This window comes from Rhizobacter sp. SG703 (assembly GCF_012275445.1).
In the GTDB taxonomy this organism is placed as follows: Bacteria; Pseudomonadota; Gammaproteobacteria; order Burkholderiales; family Burkholderiaceae_C; genus Rhizobacter.
Map to the genome: position 1 here is coordinate 630,729 of NZ_JAAZQK010000001.1, position 19,357 is coordinate 650,085.

16 protein-coding genes are annotated in these 19,357 nt (G+C 71.2%); 11 read left to right on the forward strand and 5 right to left on the reverse strand.

From position 1 onward, the window contains the following. The first annotated feature begins 12 nt into the window (after nucleotides 1-12). The 5 genes from FHT26_RS02735 to fabG are packed head-to-tail and all read left to right on the forward strand — an operon-like array spanning nucleotide 13 to nucleotide 4,172. A complete protein-coding gene (locus FHT26_RS02735) occupies nucleotides 13-912 on the forward strand; it encodes a polysaccharide deacetylase family protein (RefSeq protein WP_168558616.1) in 900 nt (299 codons plus the stop codon). Continuing rightward, on the forward strand, nucleotides 909-2,096 hold the full coding sequence (locus FHT26_RS02740) for a beta-ketoacyl-[acyl-carrier-protein] synthase family protein (RefSeq protein WP_168558617.1): 1,188 nt from the start codon (nucleotides 909-911) through the stop codon (nucleotides 2,094-2,096). The genes FHT26_RS02735 and FHT26_RS02740 overlap by 4 nt, the downstream gene beginning before the upstream one ends. Next, nucleotides 2,096-2,899, forward strand: a complete 804-nt coding sequence (locus tag FHT26_RS02745) for a beta-ketoacyl synthase chain length factor (RefSeq protein WP_210427209.1) — start codon at nucleotides 2,096-2,098, stop codon at nucleotides 2,897-2,899. The genes FHT26_RS02740 and FHT26_RS02745 overlap by 1 nt, the downstream gene beginning before the upstream one ends. A 56-nt stretch (nucleotides 2,900-2,955) precedes the next feature. Then, nucleotides 2,956-3,438, forward strand: coding sequence for an ApeP family dehydratase (locus FHT26_RS02750; RefSeq protein ID WP_168558618.1), 483 nt, complete (start codon nucleotides 2,956-2,958; stop codon nucleotides 3,436-3,438). Beyond that, nucleotides 3,435-4,172, forward strand: coding sequence for a 3-oxoacyl-ACP reductase FabG (gene fabG / locus FHT26_RS02755; protein ID WP_210427210.1), 738 nt, complete (start codon nucleotides 3,435-3,437; stop codon nucleotides 4,170-4,172). The genes FHT26_RS02750 and fabG overlap by 4 nt, the downstream gene beginning before the upstream one ends. A gap of 25 nt (nucleotides 4,173-4,197) precedes the next feature. On the opposite strand, the gene FHT26_RS02760 is transcribed toward fabG, so the two are convergent. Continuing rightward, entirely contained in the window at nucleotides 4,198-4,668 is a 471-nt protein-coding gene (locus FHT26_RS02760; protein ID WP_168558619.1) for a nuclear transport factor 2 family protein, read from the reverse strand. A 104-nt stretch (nucleotides 4,669-4,772) separates the two neighbouring features. On the opposite strand from FHT26_RS02760, the gene FHT26_RS02765 reads away from it, so the two are divergent. Genes FHT26_RS02765 through FHT26_RS02780 form a run of 4 tightly spaced genes read left to right on the forward strand, consistent with a single transcriptional unit; the run spans nucleotide 4,773 to nucleotide 10,009 of the window. Beyond that, nucleotides 4,773-5,447, forward strand: coding sequence for a response regulator transcription factor (locus FHT26_RS02765; protein ID WP_168558620.1), 675 nt, complete (start codon nucleotides 4,773-4,775; stop codon nucleotides 5,445-5,447). 19 nt (nucleotides 5,448-5,466) lie between these two features. Continuing rightward, complete coding sequence (locus FHT26_RS02770) at nucleotides 5,467-6,945, forward strand: sensor histidine kinase (RefSeq protein WP_168558621.1); 1,479 nt, start codon at nucleotides 5,467-5,469, stop codon at nucleotides 6,943-6,945. Next, the gene (locus FHT26_RS02775) at nucleotides 6,942-7,745 is read left to right on the forward strand and encodes a helix-turn-helix domain-containing protein (RefSeq protein WP_168558622.1); all 804 of its coding nucleotides are present in this window, start codon (nucleotides 6,942-6,944) and stop codon (nucleotides 7,743-7,745) included. Before FHT26_RS02770 ends, FHT26_RS02775 begins: the two co-directional genes overlap by 4 nt. Nucleotides 7,746-7,792: 47 nt before the next feature. Then, a complete protein-coding gene (locus FHT26_RS02780; protein ID WP_168558623.1) occupies nucleotides 7,793-10,009 on the forward strand; it encodes a molybdopterin-dependent oxidoreductase in 2,217 nt (738 codons plus the stop codon). A gap of 193 nt (nucleotides 10,010-10,202) precedes the next feature. Here the strand turns inward: FHT26_RS02780 and FHT26_RS02785 are convergent, their stop codons facing one another. From FHT26_RS02785 to purL, 4 genes are all read right to left on the reverse strand, one after another. Next, on the reverse strand, nucleotides 10,203-11,015 hold the full coding sequence (locus tag FHT26_RS02785) for a metal-dependent hydrolase (RefSeq protein WP_168558624.1): 813 nt from the start codon (nucleotides 11,013-11,015) through the stop codon (nucleotides 10,203-10,205). A gap of 67 nt (nucleotides 11,016-11,082) precedes the next feature. Continuing rightward, on the reverse strand, nucleotides 11,083-11,439 hold the full coding sequence (locus tag FHT26_RS02790) for a 5-carboxymethyl-2-hydroxymuconate Delta-isomerase (protein WP_168558625.1): 357 nt from the start codon (nucleotides 11,437-11,439) through the stop codon (nucleotides 11,083-11,085). A gap of 9 nt (nucleotides 11,440-11,448) precedes the next feature. Then, nucleotides 11,449-11,691, reverse strand: coding sequence for a hypothetical protein (locus FHT26_RS02795; protein ID WP_168558626.1), 243 nt, complete (start codon nucleotides 11,689-11,691; stop codon nucleotides 11,449-11,451). 33 nt (nucleotides 11,692-11,724) lie between these two features. After that, nucleotides 11,725-15,729: a phosphoribosylformylglycinamidine synthase gene (purL, locus tag FHT26_RS02800; RefSeq protein WP_168558627.1), complete on the reverse strand. Its 4,005-nt coding sequence runs from the start codon at nucleotides 15,727-15,729 to the stop codon at nucleotides 11,725-11,727. 99 nt (nucleotides 15,730-15,828) lie between these two features. Between purL and map the strand changes: the two genes are divergently transcribed. Continuing rightward, nucleotides 15,829-16,668 carry a type I methionyl aminopeptidase gene (gene map / locus FHT26_RS02805; protein ID WP_168558628.1) on the forward strand — a complete coding sequence of 280 codons (840 nt, stop codon included), beginning with the start codon at nucleotides 15,829-15,831 and terminating at the stop codon, nucleotides 16,666-16,668. An 11-nt stretch (nucleotides 16,669-16,679) separates the two neighbouring features. Next, nucleotides 16,680-19,316 (forward strand): [protein-PII] uridylyltransferase, encoded by a 2,637-nt coding sequence (locus tag FHT26_RS02810; RefSeq protein ID WP_168558629.1) that lies wholly within the window; start codon nucleotides 16,680-16,682, stop codon nucleotides 19,314-19,316. The last annotated feature ends 41 nt before the right edge of the window (nucleotides 19,317-19,357 follow it).

Sequence of the window (19,357 nt, forward strand, 5' to 3'; positions counted from 1 at the left end):
CCCCCAAAATCGATGACGCCTGCGCAGCATTCAACGTCGCTCCCCCGTTCGACGCCCCCGCCAACGCTCCGCGTGACGACCTGGCCCGTCCCCGTCTTCCTGCTGCTCAGCGCCGGCCTGCACCTGGTGGCGCTGCTCGCGGTGCTGCGCACGCCCGCCGCGTGGCCGTGGGCGGTCGGCGCCGTCGTTCTGAACCACCTCGCGATCACGCTGCTCGGGCTGTGGCCGCGCTCGAACTGGCTGGGCGAGAACCTGACGCGGCTGCCGGCCGAGGCCGCCGCACGCGGCGAGATCGCGCTGACGCTGGACGACGGGCCCGACCCGGTGCTGACCCCGCAGGTGCTGGCGCTGCTCGACGCGGCCGGCGTGCAGGCCACCTTCTTCGTGATCGGCGAGCGCGCCGCGGCCCACCCCGGCTTGCTGCGCGACATCGTGCGGCGCGGCCACGGCGTGCAGAACCACAGCTGGCGGCATCCGCATGCGTTCTCGGTGTTCGGCCCGCGCCGCATCGCGCGTGAACTGCAGCAGGCGCAAGCGTTCCTGCACGACGCGACCGGCGAGCGGCCGACGCTGTTCCGCGCGCCGGCCGGGTTGCGCAACGTGTTCCTCGGCCCGCTGCTGCACCGCGCGGGGCTGCGGCTGGCCAGCTGGACGCGGCGCGGCTTCGACACCCGCGACGGCGATGCGCAGCGCGTGCTGGCGCGGCTGACGCGCGGCCTGCGAGGCGGCGATGTCCTGCTGCTGCACGACGGCCACTGCGCGAGCTCGCCCGACGGCCGGCCGGTGGTGCTCGACGTGCTGCCCGCGCTGATCGCGCACGCACGGCAGGCCGGGCTGCGCTTCGTGCGGCTGGACGATGCCTGCACCGCGCGGCCGCAGGTCGCGCCGATCAACACCTCGCCCGCCACATGAAGCCGGTCGCGATCACCCGCATGACGGTCACGAGCGCGCTCGGGGCCGGCAACGAGACCCACCTGCAGGCGTTGCGAGACGGCCGCAGCGGGCTTGCGCCATGCCGCTTCGAGGACGTCGCGCTGAACTGCCACGTCGGCGAGGTCGCCGGCGTCGATGCGATCGCGCTGCCGGCCGAGCTGGAAGCCTACGACTGCCGCAACCACCGCCTCGCCTGGCTCGGGCTGCAACAGAACGGCTTCCGGGCCGCGGTGCGTGCGGCGCGCGAGCGCCATGGCGCGCAACGGGTCGCGGTGCTGCTCGGCAGCAGCACCTCCGGCATCCTGCAAACCGAGCATGCCTACCGCCGGCGCGGGCCGGATGGCGCGCTGCCGGCCGACTTCCATTACGCCGAGACGCACAACACCGGCTCGCTGGCGCGCTTCGTCGCGCTCGCGCTGCAGCTCGACGGGCCGCAGTGGGTGGTGTCGACCGCCTGCTCGTCCAGCGCCAAGGTGTTCGCGGCCGCGGCGCGCCTGATGGACCTCGGCTGGATCGACGCGGCGGTGGTCGGCGGCGTCGACAGCCTGTGCCTGACGACGCTGTACGGCTTCAACTCGCTGGAGCTGCTGTCGCCGCAGATCTGCCGGCCCTGGGACGCCGGTCGCAACGGGCTGTCGCTCGGCGAGGCCGCGGCGTTCGCGCTGCTGGAGCGCCGGTCGGCCGGCATGGCCGAGCCGCAGGGCTGGCTGCTCGGCGTCGGGGAAAGCAGCGACGGCTTCCACATGAGCTCGCCGCTGCCCGACGGCGGCGGCGCGGTCGCCGCGATGCAGCAGGCGCTGGCCGGAGCCGGCCTGCAGCCGGGCGACATCGACTACATCAACCTGCACGGCACCGCGACGCACAACAACGACGCGGCCGAAGACCGCGCGGTGCAGACGGTGTTCGGCCCGGCCACGCCCTGCAGCTCGACCAAGGGCGCGACCGGCCACACGCTGGGCGCGGCCGGCGGTGTCGAGGCGGTGCTGAGCCTGCTGGCGCTGCAGCACGGCCTGCTGCCGGGCGGGCTGAACCGCCGGCAGCCGGATGCCGAGCTGCAGTCGAACTACGTCGACCACAGCCGCGCCGCACCGCTGCGCCGCGTGCTGAGCAATTCGTTCGGCTTCGGCGGCTCGAACGCCAGCCTCGTGCTCGGAGCCGCCTGATGGCCACGCTCTTCGTGCAGGGCATCGGGCTGTGCGGCCCCGGTCTGGCGGACTGGGCGCAAGGTGCGCAGGTGCTGGGCGGCCAACTGGCCTATGCGCGCACGCCGACCGCGGTGCCGCCACCGGCGCGCCTGCCGGCCGCCGAGCGCCGCCGCGCCGGGGCCGCGATCAAGATCGCGCTGGCGGTGGCCGACGAGGCCTGCCGGCGCGGCGGCATCGACCCGGCACTGGCGGCCACGGTATTCGCGTCGTCGAGCGGCGACGGCGCGAACTGCCATGCGCTGTGCGAGGCGCTGGCCGGCAGCGACCGGCTGGTGTCGCCGACGCGCTTCACGAACTCGGTGCACAACGCTGCCGCCGGCTACTGGCACATCGCGGTCACCGGCCGCGCCGCGTCGACCAGCCTGTGCGGCTTCGACACCAGCTTCGCGGCCGGGCTGATCGAAGCGGCCGGGCAGTTGCATGGGCAGGCGCCGGTGCAAGCGCAGCCGGTGCTGCTGGTCGCGAGCGACACGCCCTACCCCGAGCCGCTGAACGCGACACGGCCGCTGCCGGACAGCCTCGGCGTCGCGCTGGTGCTGCAGCCGCCGGGCAATGGCGCGCTCGCGCGGCTGACCCTCGCCGCGCAGCCGCCGCAGGCGTCCACGCCCTGCAGCGACGCCGGGCTCGAAGCGCTGCGCCAGCAGATTCCCGCGGCGCGCGCGCTGCCGCTGCTCGAACTGATCGCCCGCGGCGTCGCGGGCCATGTGGTGCTCGACTGCCAGACCGGCCTGTCGTTGCGCGTGGACGTGTCGCAGCCATGAGCTCGCCGGGCCGCCCCAAGGGCGAATACCGCAGTGCGCAGCACGAAGGTACTCCTGTGAGCGACGACGCCCTGCTGCTCGACCAGCCCGGCATCGCGGCGCTGATTCCGCATGCCGGGTCGATGTGCCTGCTCGACGGGCTGCTGGCCTGGGACGCGCGGACCATCCGCTGCCGCGCCACCGGCCACCGCGCCGCCGGCCATCCGCTGCGCACCGCGTCGGGCCTGCTCGCGACGAACGCCATCGAATACGCCGCGCAGGCGATGGCCTTGCATGGCGCGTTGCTCGCGCAGTCGACCGGCGCGTCGCCGTCGCCCGGCTTCCTCGCGAGCGCGCGCGGCGTGCACTGCCACCGGCTGCACCTGCACGACCTGCCCGGCGCGCTGGAGGTGGTGGCCGAGCGGGTCGCCGGCGATACGCACCAGCTGCTCTATGCGTTCCGCGTGCAGCATGCCGGCGAGCCGGTGGCCGACGGGCGGGCCGCGGTCGTGCTGAACCCGGTGCTCGCCTCAGGATCGACACCAGGAGACCCCTCATGAGCGACACCCCTGCCCTGCGGCGCGCGCTGGTCACCGGCGCGAGCGGCGAGATCGGCAGCGCGATCGCACGCCGGCTGGCGCGCGACGGCTTCCACGTGATCCTGCATGCCAACTCGCGGCCCGATGCGGTCGAGCTGCTGGCGCTGCAGCTGAAGGCCGCCGGCGGCTCGGCCGAAGCGGTCTGCTTCGACGTGACCGACCGCGCGGCCTGCGACGCGGTGCTGCTGCCGCTGGCCGAGGCCAGCGCGATCCAGGTGGTCGTCAACAACGCCGGGTTGCATGACGACGCGGTGTTTCCCGCGATGCGCGACGAGCAATGGCACCGCGTGATCGACGTGTCGCTGCACGGCTTCTTCAACGTGACGCAGCCGCTGGTGATGCCGATGATCCGCACGCGCTGGGGCCGGGTGATCAACATCTCGTCGGTGGCCGGCGTGATGGGCAACCGCGGGCAGACGAACTACGCGGCAGCCAAGGGCGCGTTGAACAGCGCGACCAAGGCCTTGTCGCTGGAGCTGGCGAGCCGCGGCATCACGGTGAACGCGGTCGCGCCGGGCATCATCGCGTCGCCGATGGCGGCACAGGCCTTCGACGACAAGACGATCGCGCAACTGGTGCCGGCCAAACGGGCCGGCAAGGCCGACGAGGTGGCGGCGCTGGTGGGGTTTCTGGCGGGCGACGAGGCCGGCTACATCACCGGGCAGGTGATCTCGATCAACGGCGGGATGGCGTGAACCGCCTCCCGGATCGGCATCCGGGCTACGAGGGGTTCTTCGCCTTGAACTGCGCGAGGTTGAACGCCGCCTTCGCCTTGATCTTGTTCTGCAGCAAGCCGGACCAGCCCAGTGCCCACCCCGGTGCCCCCAGGGCCTGCCGCGACCAGGCCCAGAAATCGAACTGGTCGACGTGCCGCACGATCAGCCCGTCGCGGAACTCGAAGCTCGCATCGATGATGTTCAGCACCTTGCGCCCGGTCGCGGAGAACGTGTAGCTCGCCTCCCAGTGCGCCGAGCCCTGGCGGTCGTCGGCCTGGATGCCGGTGTACTCGAGCCGCAGGTCGCGTCCGTTGGTGCAGAGCATGCGCCACATCATCCCGGCGTCGGGGCCGTGCAGGTCGAACACCGGGTCGCTGAAGTGGATCTCGCGGTGGTAGCAGCCGGCCATCGCGGACCAGTCGCGGCGGCAGAAGCCTTCGTAGAAGCGTTGGATCAGTGCAGCGTGGTCGTGCATGCGGGCCACCGGGGCAGTCGAGGATCGCTTGAGTGTGCCAGCAGCCAGGGCCGTTCGGGTATCCGGCGATGCGGATTCGCCACTGAAGTCGGTAAGCTTCGCCCATGAAGTTGCTGCTCGCCGAAGACGACGCCATCCTTGCCGATGCCCTCAGCGCCAACCTGGCGCTGGCCGGCTTCGAGGTCGACGTGGCCCCGAACGGCGCCGTCGCCGAGTACCTGCTGCTGCGCCAGCAGTTCGACCTCGGCGTGCTCGACCTGGGGCTGCCGCTGGTCGACGGCCTGACGGTGCTGAAGCGTGTGCGCGCCGCCCGGCCGACGCTGCCGATGCTGGTGCTGACCGCGCTCGACGGCCTCGACCACCGCGTCGCCGGGCTGAACGCCGGCGCCGACGACTACCTGACCAAGCCCTTCGACTTCCCCGAACTGGAGGCTCGCATCCGCGCACTGCTGCGCCGCACCCGCAGCGCGGCTGCCGCGTCGGCGCAGGAGATGGGGCGCCTGAGCTTCGACCGCGACACCCGCCGCGCCGCGATCGACAACGAGGCGATGGAGCTGTCGCCGCGCGAATGGATGCTGATGGACCTGCTGCTCACGCAACGTGACAAGGTGGTGACGAAGGAGCAGATCGCCGAGGCCTGGGCGGTGGACCGCGGCGATGCGAACGCCGGCTCGATCGAGGTCTACATCCACCGGCTGCGGCGCAAGCTCGACGGGTCGGGTCTCGCGATCCGCACGGTGCGAGGCCTGGGCTACCTGCTGGAAGCCGAAGCGGCCTGACTGGAACGGCCCGGCGTCGATGCTCTCCCCGTTCAAGCTGGCCCTGCGCCGCATGCCCGGCGTGACGCCGGGCACCCGCTCGCTGCACCGCCACCTGCTGCTGTGGCTGCTGCTGCCGCAGCTGGTGCTGTGGCTGGCCGCTGCCTACGTCACCTACAACGTCGCCGACCGCTATGCCAACCGCGCGATCGACGCCGCGCTGAAGACCGCCACCCGCTCGCTCGCCCGCCAGGTCAAGCCGATCGGCAACGGGCTGTTCATCGATTTCCCGAAGGCCGCGCAGGACATCATCGAGGCCGACCCGGACGACCGGGTGTATTACATGGTCAGCACGCCGCCGGGCGAGTTCATCCTCGGCAACAACAAGCTGCCGCCGCCGCCGGTCACCGATGCGCGGCTGGGCGAGACCTATTTCTACAACGGCAGCATGAAGGAGCGGACTCCCCAGGAGAAGACGAAGCAGCTGGGCATCCGCGTCGCGGCGATGTACCTGTCGTTCGGCGACGAGAACGCGCCGCAGCGCATGCTGGTGCAGGTGGCGCGCAGCCGTGCCAGCGGCGAAGAACTCGCGCGCCAGATCCTGGTCGACACCGCGCTGCCGCTGTCGGGGCTGGTGGCGCTGATGTCGGTGATCGTCTGGGGCGGCATCCGCACCGGCCTCGCGCCGCTGGCGCGGCTGCGCGCCGAGGTCGAGGACCGCGCGCCGAACGACCTGGCGCCGATCAAGCTCGAAGCCGCGCCCGAGGAAGTGCGCGCGCTGGTGAAGGCGCTGAACAGCCTGCTGGCCCAGGTGCACGAGAACGTGTCGGTGCAGAAGCGGTTCATCAGCGATGCGGCGCACCAGCTGCGCACGCCGCTGGCGGGGCTGAAGAGCCAGACCGAACTCGCGCTGACCGAAACCGACAACCCCGCGCTGCAGGCGCGGCTGCGCCGGGTGCACGAGAGCGCGACGCGCAGCGCCCACCTGATCAACCAGCTGCTGACGCTGGCGCGCGCCGAGCCGGAGTCGGTGGCCGCGCAGGGCCGCACCCGCGTCGACCTGCGGCGCCTCGCGAGCGAGGTGACGGCCGAGCTGGTGCCGCGCGGCCGGCACGCGGGCGTCGACCTCGGGCTGGACGATGGCGACGAGAAGCCGATCGAGATCCACGGCAATGCGCTGCTGCTGCGCGAGTCGCTGCTGAACCTGGTCGACAACGCGATCCGCTATGCCGGAGACGGCAGCGTCGTGACGGTGCGGTTGTCGGCGCAGGACAGCCAGGCGGTGCTGGAGGTCGAGGACAACGGCCCGGGCATCGCCGAGGCCGACCGCGAGCGGGTGTTCGAGCGCTTCGCCCGCGCGACGCACGAAGGCAACGGCTGTGGGCTGGGGCTCGCGATCGTCAAGGAGATCGTCGAGCGGCACACCGGCACCGTCGAGCTGCAGGCGGTGCAGCCGCACGGCCTGCGCGCGGTGGTGCGGCTGCCGCGGATCGTCGAGCGCAAGGCGACAATGGCATGAGCGCGGTGCCAGTGGGATCGCTGCTGCGCGAATGGCGCCAACGCCGGCGCCTGAGCCAGCTCGACCTGGCCACCGGTGCCGACATCTCCACACGCCACCTGAGCTACGTCGAGACCGGCCGCGCGGCACCGAGCCGCGCGATGGTGCTGCACCTGGCCGAGGCGCTCGACGTGCCGCTGCGCGAGCGCAACGCGTTGCTGACGGCCGCCGGCTTCGCACCGCTGTACCGCGAGCGCACGCTGGACGACCCGGCGCTGAAGGCCGCGCGCGACGCCGTCGAGCTGGTGCTGCGGGCGCATGAACCCCACCCGGCGCTGGCCGTCGACCGGCACTGGAACCTGCTGGCGCACAACCGGCCGATGCTGCTGTTGCTCGACGGCATCGCGCCGCAGTTGCTCGAACCGCCGGTCAACGTGCTGCGGCTGAGCCTGCACCCGCAAGGCGCAGCACCGAAGATCGTCAACCTGAACGCCTGGCGCACGCACCTGTTCGCGCGGCTGCGCACGCAGGTGCTGGCCAGCGGCGACCCGGTGCTGGCCGCGCTGCTCGACGAACTGCAGGGCTACCCCGGCGACGACAGCCCGCCGGGCGGTGCGGACTGGAGCGCGGTGGCCGTGCCGCTGCAGATCCGCAGCTCGCTCGGCGTGCTGTCGTTCATCAGCACGACCACGGTGTTCGGCACGCCGGTCGACATCACGCTGTCGGAGCTGGCGCTGGAGACCTTCTTCCCGGCCGACGCCGAAACGGCGCAGCTGCTGCGTCGCCTCGGTGACGGACAAACCGGCCCGACGGGCGGATAAACGGGGACCGGCACGACGCCGCGGCCCCGACCGCACAGGAGACGACGATGAGCCCACGAACTGCACTGCGCATCTGCCCGTTGTGCGAGGCCTGCTGCGGCCTCGAGGTGCAGGTCGACGAGGCCGGCCGCATCGGCACCATCCGCGGCGACGCGGCCGATGTGTTCAGCGCCGGCTTCCTGTGCCCGAAGGGCGTCGCACTGAAGGACCTGCACGACGATCCGGACCGGCTGCGCACGCCGCTGATCCGGCGCGGGGCGCGCTTCGTCGAGGCCAGCTGGGACGAGGCCTTTGCCGAGATCGAGCGCCGCCTGCTGCCGCTGCGCGAGGCGCACGGCAAGGACTGCGTCGCGCTGTCGCTGGGCAACCCGTCGGCGCACAAGATGGGGCTGCTGCTGTACATGCCGCGGCTGCTGAAGGCGCTGGGCACGCGCAATTTCTTTTCGGCGTCGACGCTCGACCAGATGCCCAAGCAGCTGTCGAACGGGCTGATGTACGGCCACTGGCTGTCGATGGCGGTGCCCGACATCGAGCGCAGCGACTTCCTGCTGGTGCTCGGCGCGAACCCGATGGCGAGCAACGGCAGCCTGTGGACCGTGCCGGATTTCCGCGGCAAGGCGAAAGCGATGAAGGCGCGCGGCGGCCGGCTGGTGGTGATCGACCCGCGGCGCACCGAGACGGCAGCGCTCGCCGATGCGCACCACTTCATCCGCCCGGGCAGCGACGTCTTCCTGCTGCTCGGCATGGTGCACACCTTGTTCGCCGAGGGACTGGTGAAGCTCGGCCGCCTGCAGCCGCATCTGGCAGGGCTGGATGCGCTGCGCGACGCGGTGCAGCCCTTCGGCGCCGACGCGATGGCCGCACGCTGCGGCATCGATGCGGACACTGTTCGCGGCCTCGCGCGCCAGCTCGCCGTGGCCGGGCGCGGCTGCGTCTACGGCCGGCTCGGCACCTGCGTGCAGGCCTACGGCACCACCTGCTCGTGGCTGATCGACGTGCTGAACATCCTGACCGGCCACCTCGACGAGCCGGGCGGTGCGATGTTTCCGCAGGCGGCGGCCTTCGCGGCCAACACCGCCGGCACGCCGGGGCGCGGGCGCGGCATCGTGACCGGGCGGCACAGCAGCCGTGTCAGCGGCGCGCCCGAGGTGTATGGCGAGCTGCCGATGACCTGCCTCGCCGAAGAGATCGAGACCCCGGGCGACGGCCAGGTGAAGGCGCTGATCACGATCGCGAGCAACCCGGTGCTGTCGGCGCCGAACGGGCCGCGGCTGGCGAAGGCGCTGGAGCGGCTCGACTTCATGCTGAGCCTGGACATCTACCTGAACGAGACGACCCGCCATGCCGACGTGATCCTGCCGGGGCTGTCGCCGCTGGAGGACACGCACTACGACGTCGCGTTCCCGCAGTTCAGCGTGCGCAACCACGCGCGCTACAGCCCGGCGGTGCTGCCGCCGCCGGCGGGCACGCCGGCCGAATGGGAAACGCTGCTGCGGCTGGCCGCGCTGCTGCAGGGGCGCGGCGCGCAGGCCGACATCGGCGCGCTGGACGATGCGCTGGTGGCCGAGGACGTGCGCAAGCTGGCCGGCGACCAGGCCGATGCGGTGATGCAGGCGGTGTCGCACCACCGCGGCCCCGAGCGGCTGCTCGACCTGGCGCTGCGCAGCGGGCCGTTCGGCGACGGCTTCGGCCGTCGGCCCGAGGGCCTGACGCTCGACGCGCTGAAGGCCGCGCCGCACGGCGTCGACCTCGGCCCGCTCGCGCCGCGCGTGCCCGAGCTGCTGCGCACGCCGTCAGGCTGCATCGAGCTCGCGCCATCGAGCTTGCTCGACGACCTGCGGCGCGTGGCCGCCGATGCAGGGCCGTCCACCGGTGACGCGGTGATCATCGGCCGCCGCCAGGTGCGCTCGAACAACAGCTGGATGCACAACCTGCCGACGCTCGCGAAAGGCCCGTTCCGCTGCACGGCGCTGGTTCATCCGCACGATGCGGCGCGCTGGGGGCTGCAGCATGGCGGACAGGCGCGGGTCTCGCGTGCAGAAGACCAGTCCATCGAGGTGCAGGTGGAGGTCAGCGACGAGATGATGCCCGGCGTGATCAGCCTGCCGCACGGCTGGGGCCACGCGTTGCCGGGGGCTCGCCTCGCGGTGGCCGCCGAGCGGCCCGGCGCCAACCTCAATGCGGTGCTGGACGATGCGTTGCGGGATCCGTTGTCGGGCAATGCGGTATTGGGCGGTGTGTCGGTGCAGGTCAGACCGTGCTGAAGACCGAAGCAAGACATCGGTTCGGATCAAGCAACGCCCGCGGAACCGGCTCCGCCGGGCCGCTGGGAGGCGCCCCTTGGGGGCCGAGCCCGGACATGAACAGTCCTGAGGACTGTTCGTGCCTGGCGAGGGGCTGGGCCTCTGGCCCAGCGCGGCCTGCAAGGCAGGAGCAAAGCGACTGGGGAGCCAACACCTACACCTCGCGGAACTGCGCCGCGTTGTCGCGCAGCCAGGCCTCGGCGCGCGGCTCGTCCTGCTGCTGCGGATGGAAACCGGGTCGGAAGTACGCCCGCCACGGCCGGAACGTCTCGCGCACCAGGCCACCGCGCGCGAACAACAGCCGCCACGCGCTGCGCCAGGTGCGGCCCTGCAGCAGCGCGCCGTCGTGCCACAGGTTGCGCAGCGTCTGGCGGATCACGTCGGTGACGAAGAAGAACGTGACGACGCGGAACCAGCGGATGCGCCAGCGCTGGTCGCCGCCGCCGGCGCGGTAGACGTCGAACGCGGTGCTGCGGTGCTCGGTCTCCTCGGCCGCATGCCACATCCACATCGTGCGCAGCCGCGGCTCGGCGCCGTCGAGCACCTCGGGGTGCTGCAGCATCCACGCCGCCATGATCGCGGTGAAGTGCTCGTAGCCGGCCGTCACCGCCAGCGCATGGCGCGGGTCGCCGCCTTCGAAGCGCGCAATGCGGCGCGCCGCCCGCGGGCCCCAGGTGTTGCGGTGGCCCTGCGCTTCGAGCTGGCCGTTGAACAGCCCGTGGATGCGCCGGTGCGTCGCCTCCTGCCCGACGAAGCCCTGCACCTCGTCGGCGAAGCCGGCCTGCACATCGGCCGGCAAGGCCTTCGCGGCCGTCCGCACCGCATCGATGAAGAACTGCTCGCCGACCGGAAAGCTCATCGACAGCGCATTGAAGAACGCCGTCAGGAAGGCATCGCCGCCCGCCCAGCGCCGCTCGATCGGGGTCGACAGGTCGACGAGCAGCGAGCGGACGGTGTGGTGGGCCATGGTCCCGCGATGCTATCGGAAGCCGCGACGCGCGCGGCGCAGGGTTTGCCGCAGGAATTCGATCGCCTCAGGCGTCGATGCCGGCGTTGCGCCGGTTGCTGAAGGTCGCGCGGTCCATTTCGCGCACGTCGCACGACACGGCCTGCACCGCCGGCACCAGCGCCGCCAGCCCGCGCACGATGCCGGCCGACAGCGTCTTGCGCTCGGCCTCGCTGCGGCCGGTCAGCACGTAGGCGAAGACGTGGACGAAATCGGCGTTGATGCCGCCGACCAGGCTGTGCTCGTGCACCAGCACGCGGATCTTCACGTCGCCGACGGTGAACAGCTCGCTCGCGAGCGCGGCGTCGTGCACGGCGCGCATCATCCGGTCGACCGGCACCTGGGCCGCGACCGCCTTCGTGCACTCGAGGATGCAATGGGGCATGGCAGCTTCTCAGACGTCGAGCGTGTAGACGCGCGCGGCGGCACGTTCGGCGGCGCTGTGGCCGCGCAGCGCCTGCGCCCACGCCGGGTCGCCAGCCGAATGCGCCGGCGCCAGGCCGCGCAGCATCACCGCGACCTCTTCGGAGCCGCCGTCGATCTCGTTGAGCTGGTGCAGCTGTTCATCGAACAGCCGCGCCACCGACGCGCCGGCGGCGTCGATCAACACGAGGTAGCGAACCGGTTTGCTGTGCATCGCATTTCTCCCTGGCCCTGTTCCTGGACGTGTTCAGTCAATCCACTTCCTGGCGTTGTGGAACATCCGCATCCACGGGCTGGGGGCGCCGATGTCGCCCGACGTCCAGCTCATCAACACGTTGCGGAACACCCGCTCCGGGTGCGGCATCAGCACCGTGAAGCGGCCGTCGTCGGTGGTCACCGCGGTCAGGCCGTCGGGGCTGCCGTTCGGGTTCGCCGGGTAGGCCTCGGTCGGCCGGCCGGCGGCGTCGACGAAGCGCATCGCGCGCTTCACCTTGGCCGCGTCGCCGCGCTGCGAGAAATCGGCAAAGCCTTCGCCGTGCGCCACCGCGATCGGCAGCCGGCTGCCGGCCATGCCGCCGAAGAAGATCGACGGGCTGTCCAGCACCTCGACCTGCGCCAGCCGGCCCTCGAACTGCTCGCTGCGGTTGCGGGTGAACTTCGGCCAGTCCTGCGCGCCGGGAATCATCGGCGACAGCGCTGCCATCATCTGGCAACCGTTGCATACGCCGAGCGCGAAGGTGTCGCTGCGCCCGAAGAAGGCGGCGAACTGCTCGGCCAGCACCGGGTTGAACATCACCGAACGGGCCCAGCCTTCGCCGGCGCCGAGCGTGTCGCCGTAGCTGAAGCCGCCGCAGGCGACGAAGCCCTGGAACTGGTCGAAGCGTGCGCGGCCGGTCTGCAGGTCGCTCATGTGCACGTCGAAGGTGTCGAAGCCGGCCTGCGCCATCGAGTAGCTCATCTCGAGGTGGCTGTTGACGCCCTGCTCGCGCAGGATCGCCACCTTCGGGCGCGCGGTGTTGACGTACGGCGCGACCGGCGCCGCCGGGTCGAAGCTCAGCTGCAGGTGCAGCCCGGTGTCGTCGACGCGGCCGGCGGCCTGGTGCTCGGCATCGGCGCAGGCCGGGTTGTCGCGCAGCCGGGCGATGCGCCAGCTGACCTCGTCCCAGGCCTGGTGCAGGTCGCGCAGCGGCGCGCTGAACACCGCCTTCGCATCGCGCCAGACCTCGACGACGCCGCGCTCGTTGGTCTTGCCGATCGCATGGCTGTGCCTGGCCAGGCCGTGCTCGCGCAGCACCTGCATCACCTCGTCGCGCAACGCGGTCGGCACCTGGATCACGGCGCCCAGCTCTTCGTTGAACAAGGCCTTCAGCGTCAGCTCGGTGCGGCGCGCGCCGACCTGCCCGGCCCAGTTCTTCGAGTCGCCATGGTCGGCGCGGCTGTCGGCGATGCCGTCGCCTTCGGTGACCAGCATGTCGACGTTCAGGCTCAGGCCGCGATGGCCGGCGAAGGCCATCTCGCAGGCCGCCGCCCACAGGCCGCCGTCGCTGCGGTCGTGGTAGGCCAGCAGCCTGCCCTGGCCGCGCAGCTGGTTGATCGCGGCGACCAGCGACTTCAGCAGCGCCGGGTCGTCGAGGTCGGGCACCTCGTCGCCGAACTGGTCCAGCACCTGCGCGAGCATCGAGCCGGCCATGCGGTTCCTGCCCTGGCCCAGGTCGATCAGCAGCAGCGTCGTGTCGCCGGGCTGCAACTGCGGCGTCAGCGTGCCGCGCACGTCGGCCAGCGTCGCGAACGCGGTGACGATCAGCGACACCGGTGCGGTGACCTGCCTGGCTTCGCCGCCGTCGCTCCAGCGGGTGCGCATCGACAGGCTGTCCTTGCCGACCGGCACGCTGATGCCGAGCGCCGGGCACAGCTCCATGCCGACCGCCTTCACGGTGTCGTACAGCGCCGCGTCTTCGCCCGGTTCGCCGCAGGCGGCCATCCAGTTGCAGCTGAGCTTGACGCGTTCGAGCTCGATCGGCGCGGCCAGCAGGTTGGTGATGGCCTCGCCGACCGCCATGCGGCCGGAGGCCGGCGCATCGAGCGTCGCGAGCGGCGTGCGCTCGCCCAGGCTCATCGCCTCGCCGCGGAAGCCGCGGAAATCGGCCAGCGTCACCGCGCAGTCGGCCACCGGCACCTGCCACGGGCCGACCATCGGGTCGCGGTGGTTCAGGCCGCCGACGGTGCGGTCGCCGATCGTGATCAGGAAGCGCTTGCTCGCCACCGTCGGATGGCGCAGCACGTCGAAGGCCACCTTGTCGAGCGACACGTCGGTCAGCTGCAGCGCCGGCAGCGTGCGCGCGACGCGCTTCACGTCGCGGTGCATCTTCGGCGGCTTGCCGAGCAGCACCTCCATCGGCATGTCGATCGGGCGCTGCTGCGGGTCGGTGTCGGCGGCCGAGTGGTCGAGCACCAGCTGCTTCGCCTCGGTGGTCACGCCGACCACCGCGAACGGGCAGCGCTCGCGCTCGCACATCGCGCGGAAGATCGGCAACGCGTCAGGCGACACCGCCATCACGTAGCGCTCCTGGCTCTCGTTGCACCAGATCTCCTTCGGCGCCAAGCCGCTCTCTTCGAGCGGCACCTGGCTCAGGTCGAAGCGCGCGCCGAGGCCGGCGCCGTCGACCAGCTCGGGGAAGGCGTTCGAGATGCCGCCCGCGCCCACATCGTGGATCGCGAGGATCGGGTTCGATTCGCCGAGCGCCCAGCAGTGGTTGATGACCTCCTGCGCACGCCGTTCGATCTCGGGGTTGCCGCGCTGCACCGAATCGAAGTCGAGCTCGGCCGCGTTGGCGCCGGCCGCCATCGAACTGGCCGCGCTGCCGCCCATGCCGATGCGCATGCCGGGGCCGCCCAGCTGCACCAGCAGCGTGCCGGCCGGGAATTTCACCTTGTGCGTCTGGCTGTCGGAGATGCTGCCCAGGCCGCCGGCGATCATGATCGGCTTGTGGTAGCCGCGGCGCTGGCCGTCCACCGTCTGCTCGTAGACGCGGAAGTAGCCGGCGAGGTTGGGCCGGCCGAATTCGTTGTTGAACGCGGCGCCGCCGAGCGGGCCGTCGACCATGATCTGCAGCGGGCTCGCGATGTGCTCCGGCTTGCCGTAGGGCGACTGCTCCCACGGCTCGTTCGTACCAGGCAGGTGCAGGTTCGAGACGCTGAAGCCGGTCAGGCCGGCCTTGGGCTTCGAGCCGCGGCCGGTCGCGCCCTCGTCGCGGATCTCGCCGCCGGCACCGGTCGACGCGCCCGGGAACGGCGAGATCGCCGTCGGGTGGTTGTGCGTCTCGACCTTCATCAGCACGTGCACGGTGTCCTCGCGCGGGCCGTACAGCGGCGCGTTGGTGTACCCCTGCGGCAGCCAGCGCTCGGTCGGGCCGCCTTCCATCACCGACGCGTTGTCGCTGTACGCCACCACCGTGTGCTGCGGCGCCAGCTGGTGGGTGTTGCGGATCATCCCGAACATCGAACGCTCTTGCGCGACGCCGTCGATCGTGAAGGCGGCGTTGAAGATCTTGTGCCGGCAGTGCTCGCTGTTGGCCTGCGCGAACATCATCAGCTCGACGTCGGTCGGGTTGCGCTTCAGCCCGCCGAAGGCGGCGACCAGGTAGTCGATCTCGTCGTCGCTGAGCGCGAGGCCGAAGTCCTTGTTGGCGGCTTCCAGCGCGGCGCGGCCGCGGCCGATCACGTCGACATGCGCCATCGGCTTGCCGACCTGCTCGTCGAACAGGTGGGCGGCATCGTCGCGCTGCAGCAGCACGCTCTCGGTCATGCGGTCGTGCAGCACCGCGGCGGCCTGCTGCAGCTCGCCGGCCTCGAGCGGCTTCGCGGCGCCGAGCAGGCCGGCCAGGCCGGTCTTCAGCACCAGCCGGTATTCCGTCACGCGTTCGACGCGCCGGATCGCCAGGCCGCAGTTGTGCGCGATGTCGGTGGCCTTGCTGGCCCACGGCGACACGGTGCCCAGGCGCGGCGCCACCAGCACCAGCGCGCCGTCGGCCGGGCCGGTGTAGGCATCGCCATAGGTGAGCAGCGCGGCGAGCTTGTCATGGGCGTCGCGCGGCAGCGGCTGGTCGCTCCACACCCAGTGAACATGCCGGGCGTGCACGGCGGCGATGCGCGGGCTGATCGCCTGCAGCCGCGGCAGCAGGGCCTGGGCGCGGAAGGCGGACAAGGCGTTGCCGCCCTCGAAGTGCAGCAGATGCTTGGGTGTGGACGTCACGGTGGGGGGCCAGCTTCGGGTTCTGGAGACCGGGTCGTGTTCAGGGACTGCCGGTGGAAACCCGGGATTTTACGGGGGTCGGTGCAATAATTCCGCCCCATGACGATCACGATCAAGAACGCCGAGGATGTCGCCGGCATGCGCATCGCCGGGCGGCTCGCCTCCGAAGTGCTGGACATGCTCACGCCGCACGTGAAGCCCGGCGTCACCACCGAGCAGCTCGACAAGCTGGCGCACGACCACATCGTCGACGTCCAGCAAGGCATTCCGGCCCCGCTGAACTACGCGCCGCCGGGCTACACGCCCTACCCGAAATCGATCTGCACGTCGATCAACCACCAAGTCTGCCACGGCATCCCGAACGACCGGCCGCTGAAGGCGGGCGACATCGTCAACATCGACGTCACCGTCATCAAGGACGGCTGGCACGGCGACACCAGCCGGATGTTCGTCGTCGGCCACGGCTCCATCGCCGCCAACCGCCTGTGCCAGATCACCTACGACGCCATGTGGAAGGGCATCGTGAAGGTCCGGCCCGGCATCCACCTGGGCGACATCGGCCACTCGATCCAGACCTTCGCCGAGAATGCCGGCTTCTCGATCGTGCGCGAATTCTGCGGCCATGGCATCGGCCGCAAGTTCCATGAAGAACCGCAGGTGCTGCACTACGGCCGCCCCGGCACGCTCGAAGAGCTGGTGCCGGGCATGGTGTTCACGATCGAGCCGATGATCAATGCCGGACGGCGCGACATCCGCGAGGCCGGCGACGGCTGGACCATCGTCACGAAAGACCGCTCGCTGTCGGCCCAGTGGGAGCACACGGTGCTCGTCACCGAGACCGGCTACGAAGTGCTGACGCTGTCGGCCGGCAGCCCGCCGCCGCCGGCCTTCGCCGTCGCTGCCGCGGCGGCATCGGCGACCGCCTCCACCGCCGCCTGACGGTGTCGTCGATGGCGATCGCGGTGGACACACCGACGCCTGCGGCCGCGCGCAGCCTGGCCGAACAACGCAGCCGCTTCCGCGAGGGCAAGGCGGCGCTGATGGCCCATTTCAGCGAGTCGCGTGCCACCGCGCCGGCCGCGACCCGGCTGGTGCGGGCGCTGGCCCGCCACGTCGACCAGACGCTGCTCGGCCTGTGGGAGCACGCGATGATGCCACCGGGGGCCGCGCTGCTGGCAGTCGGCGGCTACGGGCGCGCCGAGCTGTACCCGCATTCCGATGTCGACGTGCTGGTGCTGCTGCCGCCGGGCGACGCGCTGCACAACGCCCGCATCGGCGCGCCGGGCTCCGACAACGATGCGCTGAAGTCCTCGGTCGAGGGCTTCATCACCGCCTGCTGGGACCTGGGCCTGGAGATCGGCTCCAGCGTGCGCACCGTCGACGAATGCGTCGCCGAGGCGCATGGCGACGTCACGGTGCAGACCGCGCTGCTCGAATCGCGCTACCTGTGCGGCTCGAAGCGCCTGTTCAACGCCTTCCGGCGCGCCAATGCCGGTGCGATGGACCCGAAGGCCTTCCTGCGCGCGAAGACGCTCGAGATGCGCCAGCGCCACCAGAAGTACGAGGACACGCCCTACTCGCTCGAACCCAACTGCAAGGAAAGCCCCGGCGGCCTGCGCGACCTGCAGATGGTGATCTGGGTCGCACGGGCGGCCGGCCTCGGCCGCACCTGGACCGAGCTGGCCGCCAAGGGGCTGATCACGCCGTTCGAGGTGAAGCAGCTGCAGCGCAACGAGGGCCTGCTGCGCCTGATCCGCGCGCGGCTGCACATGGTGGCCGGGCGCCGCGAAGACCGGCTGGTGTTCGACCTGCAGACCGCGGTGGCCGAGAGCTTCGGCTACGAGACCACGCATGCGCGCCGCGCGTCCGAGCAGCTGATGCACCGCTACTACTGGGCGGCGAAGGCGGTGACGCAGCTGAACCAGATCCTGGTGCTGAACATCGAGGAACGCATCAACGGCTCGCAGGACGCGCCGATGCGCCCGATCAACCCGCACTTCCTCGACCGCGCCGGCATGCTCGAAGTCGCGAGCGACGACCTGTTCGAGCGCGAGCCGCACACCATCCTCGAAGCCTTCCTCGTCTACCAGCAGACGCCCGGCATCAAGGGACTGTCGGCGCGCACGCTGCGGGCGCTGTACAACGCCCGCGAGGTGATGGACGGCGAGTTCCGGCGCGATCCGGCGAACCGTGCGACCTTCATGCAGATCCTGCGCCAGCCCGAAGGCCAGACGCATGCCTTCCGGCTGATGAACCAGACCAGCGTGCTGGGTCGCTACCTGTGGGTGTTCCGGCGCATTGTCGGGCAGATGCAGCACGACCTGTTCCACGTCTACACGGTGGACCAGCACATCCTGATGGTGCTGCGCAACGTGCGGCGCTTCTTCATCCCGGAGCATGCGCACGAGTACCCGTTCTGCTCGCAGCTCGCGTCCACCTGGGACCGGCCGTACGTGCTGTACATCGCCGCGCTGTTCCATGACGTGGCCAAGGGGCGCGGCGGCGACCACTCCGACCTGGGTGCGGTCGAGGCGCGGCGCTTCTGCCGCGACCACGGGATCGACAAGGACGACACCGCGCTGATCGAGTTCCTGGTCAAGGGCCACCTGACGATGTCGCGCATCGCGCAGAAGGAAGACCTGAGCGACCCCGAGGTCATCGGCAACTTCGCGACGCTGGTCGGCACCGAGCGCCGGCTGACCGCGCTGTACCTGCTGACGGTGGCCGACATCCGCGGCACCAGCCCGAAGGTGTGGAATGCCTGGAAGGGCAAGCTGCTCGAGGACCTGTACCGGCTGACCTTGCGCGCGCTGGGCGGCGCGACGCCGAACCTCGACGCCGAGATCGAGGCCCGCCGCCAGGATGCGCGGCACACGCTGAACCTGTACTCGCTGCTGCCGGGCACCGAGGTGCCGCTGTGGAAGACGCTGGAGCTGAGCTACTTCGCGCGGCACGATGCCGGCGACATCGCCTGGCATGCACGCTCGCTGTTCCGCCACGTGACCAGCACCGAGCCGATCGTGCGGGCGCGGCTGTCGTCGGTCGGCGAAGGTCTGCAGGTGCTGGTGTACGCGCCCGACCGCCCTGATTTGTTCGCGCGCATCTGCGGGTACTTCGACGGCGCCGGCTTCAACATCCTCGACGCCAAGATCCACACGACGCGCGCCGGCTATGCGCTCGACACCTTCCAGGTGATCAGCCCGCAGATGGAGCACCACTACCGCGACCTGATCTCGCTGGTGGAGACGCAGGCGGCGCTGGCATTGAAGGCCGACGGGCCGCTGCCCGACCCGAGCCGCGGCCGGCTGTCGCGCCGCGTGAAGTCGTTCCCGATCACGCCGCGCGTGCTGCTGCGCCCCGACGAGCGTGGCCAGCGCTGGCTGCTGTCGGTGTCGACCAGCGACCGCTCCGGCCTGCTGTACGCGATCGCGCGGGTGCTGGCGCGGCACCACATCAACCTGCAGCTCGCGAAGATCACGACGCTCGGCGAGCGCGTCGAAGACACCTTCCTGATCGACGGCTCGGCGCTGCAGCAGAACCGGGCGCAGATCGAGATCGAGAGCGAATTGTTGGACGCGATCACATAGCGTGTGTGCTGCGCGCCAATCGCGTCAACCGAGATCGAGAT

Excerpts from the sequence above, each read along its gene's own strand:
- FHT26_RS02735 (WP_168558616.1), top strand. The coding sequence starts at position 13 with ATGACGCCTGCGCAGCATTCAACGTCGCTCCCCCGTTCGACGCCCCCG.
- FHT26_RS02740 (WP_168558617.1), top strand. The coding sequence starts at position 909 with ATGAAGCCGGTCGCGATCACCCGCATGACGGTCACGAGCGCGCTCGGG.
- FHT26_RS02745 (WP_210427209.1), top strand. The coding sequence starts at position 2,096 with ATGGCCACGCTCTTCGTGCAGGGCATCGGGCTGTGCGGCCCCGGTCTG.
- fabG (WP_210427210.1), top strand. The coding sequence starts at position 3,435 with ATGAGCGACACCCCTGCCCTGCGGCGCGCGCTGGTCACCGGCGCGAGC.
- FHT26_RS02760 (WP_168558619.1), bottom strand. The coding sequence starts at position 4,668 with ATGCACGACCACGCTGCACTGATCCAACGCTTCTACGAAGGCTTCTGC.
- FHT26_RS02765 (WP_168558620.1), top strand. The coding sequence starts at position 4,773 with ATGAAGTTGCTGCTCGCCGAAGACGACGCCATCCTTGCCGATGCCCTC.
- FHT26_RS02770 (WP_168558621.1), top strand. The coding sequence starts at position 5,467 with ATGCTCTCCCCGTTCAAGCTGGCCCTGCGCCGCATGCCCGGCGTGACG.
- FHT26_RS02775 (WP_168558622.1), top strand. The coding sequence starts at position 6,942 with ATGAGCGCGGTGCCAGTGGGATCGCTGCTGCGCGAATGGCGCCAACGC.
- FHT26_RS02780 (WP_168558623.1), top strand. The coding sequence starts at position 7,793 with ATGAGCCCACGAACTGCACTGCGCATCTGCCCGTTGTGCGAGGCCTGC.
- FHT26_RS02785 (WP_168558624.1), bottom strand. The coding sequence starts at position 11,015 with ATGGCCCACCACACCGTCCGCTCGCTGCTCGTCGACCTGTCGACCCCG.
- FHT26_RS02790 (WP_168558625.1), bottom strand. The coding sequence starts at position 11,439 with ATGCCCCATTGCATCCTCGAGTGCACGAAGGCGGTCGCGGCCCAGGTG.
- FHT26_RS02795 (WP_168558626.1), bottom strand. The coding sequence starts at position 11,691 with ATGCACAGCAAACCGGTTCGCTACCTCGTGTTGATCGACGCCGCCGGC.
- map (WP_168558628.1), top strand. The coding sequence starts at position 15,829 with ATGACGATCACGATCAAGAACGCCGAGGATGTCGCCGGCATGCGCATC.
- FHT26_RS02810 (WP_168558629.1), top strand. The coding sequence starts at position 16,680 with ATGGCGATCGCGGTGGACACACCGACGCCTGCGGCCGCGCGCAGCCTG.